The sequence below is a fragment of the Acinetobacter sp. UBA5984 genome (assembly GCF_002429925.1).
GTDB lineage: Bacteria > Pseudomonadota > Gammaproteobacteria > Pseudomonadales > Moraxellaceae > Acinetobacter > Acinetobacter variabilis.
Map to the genome: position 1 here is coordinate 1 of NZ_DJBE01000017.1, position 4,266 is coordinate 4,266.

6 protein-coding genes are annotated in these 4,266 nt (G+C 38.2%); all 6 read left to right on the top strand.

Annotated features, from left to right (window positions below; genetic code table 11):
- The first annotated feature begins 162 nt into the window (after positions 1-162).
- Positions 163-369, top strand: a complete 207-nt coding sequence (locus tag B3J29_RS03005) for a hypothetical protein (protein ID WP_262738382.1) — start codon at positions 163-165, stop codon at positions 367-369.
- Between the two features lie 128 nt (positions 370-497).
- Positions 498-719, top strand: coding sequence for a hypothetical protein (locus B3J29_RS03010; protein ID WP_262738381.1), 222 nt, complete (start codon positions 498-500; stop codon positions 717-719).
- Positions 720-868: 149 nt separating this feature from the next.
- Positions 869-1,117, top strand: a complete 249-nt coding sequence (locus tag B3J29_RS03015; RefSeq protein WP_286964379.1) for a DUF6868 family protein — start codon at positions 869-871, stop codon at positions 1,115-1,117.
- A gap of 85 nt (positions 1,118-1,202) precedes the next feature.
- On the top strand, positions 1,203-1,865 hold the full coding sequence (locus B3J29_RS03020; RefSeq protein WP_286964383.1) for an SIMPL domain-containing protein: 663 nt from the start codon (positions 1,203-1,205) through the stop codon (positions 1,863-1,865).
- Positions 1,866-2,611: 746 nt separating this feature from the next.
- A complete protein-coding gene (locus B3J29_RS03025; protein ID WP_286964380.1) occupies positions 2,612-3,067 on the top strand; it encodes a hypothetical protein in 456 nt (151 codons plus the stop codon).
- A gap of 87 nt (positions 3,068-3,154) precedes the next feature.
- Positions 3,155-3,820: a pseudouridine synthase gene (locus B3J29_RS03030; protein WP_286964382.1), complete on the top strand. Its 666-nt coding sequence runs from the start codon at positions 3,155-3,157 to the stop codon at positions 3,818-3,820.
- The last annotated feature ends 446 nt before the right edge of the window (positions 3,821-4,266 follow it).

A 4,266-nucleotide genomic window follows, 5' to 3' on the forward strand; every position in this document is an offset into this window, starting at 1 on the left:
AGCCAAATGAGGACACGCCCTAATTTTTAATGAAATATTTGCTTAAAGAAAGGTCCTTATCTTGTTTATGAAATTGCTTGATTTTTATTCAATAAAGACATAATTTCTGTATGGTTTTATTTGTGGTTGAACTTTATAAAAACAATATTAGGGGAATTGTAAATGATTAAATTTATTGTAGATGAACAAGAGTCTGCCCAAGGCGTGCACTATATTCATAACGCAACACGAGGCTGTGAAGACCTGCCAGAATTTGATAACCAGATTCTGATTGGATATTTTACTAATTATGATCTGGCTTATAAACGGGCAAGAATGAACTGGCCGAGAGAGAAAGTAGAGGGCTGTCATAAGTGCTGTACAGAATGAGATTTATAGACATATTGGGCATCATTTAAAACCTGCTATACAGTGGGTTTTATCATTTATTCTGTTTGAAAATTGATCAATTTGACCCCATATAAAATTATAAATTTATCATGTTTAGGGCTGCTCAATTGCAACATTATTTTGATCTCAATCATGACTCGGGTGTGGCCAATTATGAGATTGGCAATGAATTCATTCGGGTTCAATTCAAAAAAACCTCGAAAGTGTATACCTATAGCTATAGCAGTGCGGGCTATCAGCATGTGGAAAATATGAAACAGCTGGCCCAGTATGGTGATGGCTTAAATGCCTATATCAATCATCATACCCGTCACCTGTTTGTACGCTAAAAAGTGATCGCTGAGAGTGAGAACTGAAACTTTTAGCTCAAAATATTTAAACCATTCCCCTTTAGATTACAGATACAAATCAGTAATTCCTGAAGGTTTGATTGATCTGTTAACTTAATGGTGGATGGCTCTACAGGCAGGGAATCACTATGAACCTCGATTTCTGGTGTCGGTTTTTACTTTATACATTGGCTTTGAATTACAGCATTTTAATGCTCTGGTTCTTGCTCATTGTCTTTTTACGAGACTGGGTAAAACAATTGCATAGTCGATGGTTTCAGCTTTCAGATTCGACTTTTGATGCCGTTCATTATGGCGGCATGACCCTCTATAAAATCGGAATATTCCTATTCAATCTGGTTCCGCTGATAGCCATATATTTAATTGGGAAAAGTTAGGAGATAAAACTTTCTCAGGTTTCAAGAATAAATAAAATTGATAGTCGCATTAGCATTACACAGAGCAGTTTAAACNNGCTTGGGAATGATTATTGCCGGATTCATTCTGGGCAATAGTGCGGTCAAGATTAAACAGTATGAGCGGATTGTTTCGGTCAAAGGGCTGTCTGAACGTGAAGTGAAAGCCGATGTCGCAGTCTGGCCCATCCGTTTTAGTGGCGGTAGTCAGGATCTGACAGAACTGTATGACACCATGGAGCTGCAAACCCAACAAATTCAGGCGTTCTTAAAAGGTGAAGGTTTTAAGGCAGAAGAAATTACCACTGGTTCTCCAGTCACTACAGATAAATATGCCCAGCAATACGGCGGTGATGCCAATGTCGCGCTACGTTATACCGCGCATCAGACCATTACGGTTTATACCCACAATATTGATGCAGTCCGTGCAGCGCAAACCCGTCTGGTCGCTCTCGGTAAAAAAGGTATTGCTTTTGGTGGTGATGATTCCGGGCAAAGGACGGAATATATTTTTACCAAACTGAATGACATCAAACCGGCGATGATTGAAGAGGCCACACAAAATGCCCGCAGTGTGGCAGAAAAGTTTGCAGCAGATTCTCAAAGCCGTCTCGGGAAAATCAAGACGGCCAATCAAGGTCTGTTTAGCATTGAAGACCGTGACAGCAATACGCCTTATCTAAAGAAAGTTCGTGTGGTTTCTACAGTGGATTATTATCTTGCGGATTAAATGGTTGGAAAACTAAAAATAGCGGTTTGAAAAATTTAGAGCAGAATGAAGTTTTAAATGAAGATAAATTCCAGAAATTATGCTCTTTCTGCAATAAAAGATCTTTATTTTGAGCTAAAAGATAAAAAATTCTTCTATAAATATATTCTAAGAAAAATATTTTCAAAAACTGGGAAAATTAAAAAATCTTAGGAAATTAATTTTACCGCAGCTTGGCTACTATATATCTCAAGGGTGTGATGGGATCGAAAAGAGTAGCATGCTGTGAGTGGCGCAAAACGCGAGTGCAGTACGAACCCAAAAGGTCTCGATTCGGCTTAGGACGCTATAGACCAAAAGTTTATAGGCTATAAGATCATTTCTTACAAAGAGTGATAGTTGAAGTAAACCATCAAGATGTTTTCCCAACACCCTCAAAATTTTCTCTTCTAATAATAAATCTTCTCCTCCAAACTGCTTAATACTTTCCTTACCCAGTCACTTATCTTCTTCCTCAAATAGCTTTAAATTTATTTGAGATTCAAACAAATACTATTCAAATCACATATCTAATCTATTTTATTTGTAGCCTATTGCTTTCAATTATCCTTTATTTAAATACTATTCTAATGTCACTGGTTGTTTATAAGTATTTGATATAAATAATTTAAAATATAATATGTTTAATATTTGCTCACAAATTATATCCTTGAAAAATAAAACAGAATGCTATGATAATTTTTGCATATAAGAAAGGGGCACGTCTCATGAAAAAATATGAATTAGAAATCAGTTATCCGCATCAGAAAGAAGACGAAGCAGAGCAGCTAGGCAGCTTATCGGCAGAAGAAATTCTCTCTAATTTTAAGTCCATCAATTGGCAACAGTTACGGATTTTACAATTACAGATGCAAGCCGCCATTACCACTTTTACCGTAACAGACTCCGATGCTGAACAGTCGATCCAGATCACGCTGAATGAACTGGCGCCCTCAGGTCAGCTTGAGTTCAGGCTGGAAAGTGATATTGAAGTCGAAGCTCAGCATAAAATTCTGGGACTGTTTAGCCTGAAAAACAAAGACTATGTGTCATTTCGCAGTCTGACTATGTCACAGGTTCAGCAATATCTTATGACATTCTTAAATGAAGATCTCGACAGCCTGAAAACCCAGTATCAGTCAGGTCATTCAGTATCTCCCATCAGTGCAGCGTCCAAAGCTTAGTCGGGCATTGATTCTATAACAGGGCTGGATTGACAGTATTCCCTGACATTGTTATTTTGCGCGTTTTCTCCTGAATGCTTACAGCACATGCCTATTAACGGCAACTTTGTCTACGCGCCGCCTCAAGACCCATTGCATATTCTGTATGAAGATGATGATCTAGTCGTCATTGAGAAGCCGGCCGGTTTGTTGTCTGTTCCGGGACGTTTGCCTGAGCATCATGACAGTGCTTATCTACGGGTACTAGAGCGTTATCCGAATGCCAAAATTACCCATCGTCTGGATATGGCGACGTCCGGAATACTGATGTTTGCCAAACATCGCGAAGCCGAAGTGGCGGTCAGTAAAATGTTCCAGGCACGTACAGTCAGCAAGCACTATATTGCGCTGGTACAGGGGGAAATTCAGACCGAGGGCAGTGTCGATGTGCCTTTAATTACTGACTGGGAAAATCGCCCCCGGCAAATGGTACATTTTGAACTGGGTAAAGCTGCCAAAACACTCTATCAACGGCTGGAATATCTGCCTGAGCAAGACATCAGCCGGGTATTACTGACGCCAATTACCGGACGTTCACATCAGCTCAGAGTCCACATGCTGCATATCGGTCATCCGATTACGGGCGATAAAATCTATCATCCGGAACCAACGCGTAGTCATCTTAATCGCATGGCCTTGCATGCCAGTGAACTGACTTTTACTCAACCCTTGAGTGGTCATAAAGTTGAGATTCTTGCACCTGCGCCATTTTAGTGAGACTTAACCATTCAAAAAATGAATATAGATTCTGATAAATATTTGAATTTCAGTAAGCTGCAACAGAAATGTCAGAATTTATTTCAATCATCGGAAAATTATGGAGTTGAATTTAAGCAGTTTTCTAGAAAAATTATGTTCGGAATCATGTCTTATCAAGTAATGATTTTTTGAAATTAAAAAAGTGTATCCGGAAAAATTTCAGAAATCATTTAAGGGGGATTTATCACTTTATCTTTAGTTTAACTGTTTGATCTGTCTATTTTTATTAGGTTTTTCTCAAGATTTTCAGCCTATCCAAAATTCGATCTTATAACTTTTGATATAAAAATAAAAACCACTCTAATCGCTTATCACCAACAGATTCATTTTAAGTAAATTGATAGGCATAAAAATATTAAGGTTTTATAGGTGGAAGATCATTAGATCTCTTTCATAAATCA

Bases quoted from the DNA above. Each gene is read 5' to 3' on its own strand.
- B3J29_RS03005 (WP_262738382.1), top strand. From the start codon at position 163: ATGATTAAATTTATTGTAGATGAACAAGAGTCTGCCCAAGGCGTGCAC.
- B3J29_RS03015 (WP_286964379.1), top strand. From the start codon at position 869: ATGAACCTCGATTTCTGGTGTCGGTTTTTACTTTATACATTGGCTTTG.
- B3J29_RS03020 (WP_286964383.1), top strand. From the start codon at position 1,203: ATGATTATTGCCGGATTCATTCTGGGCAATAGTGCGGTCAAGATTAAA.
- B3J29_RS03025 (WP_286964380.1), top strand. From the start codon at position 2,612: ATGAAAAAATATGAATTAGAAATCAGTTATCCGCATCAGAAAGAAGAC.
- B3J29_RS03030 (WP_286964382.1), top strand. From the start codon at position 3,155: ATGCCTATTAACGGCAACTTTGTCTACGCGCCGCCTCAAGACCCATTG.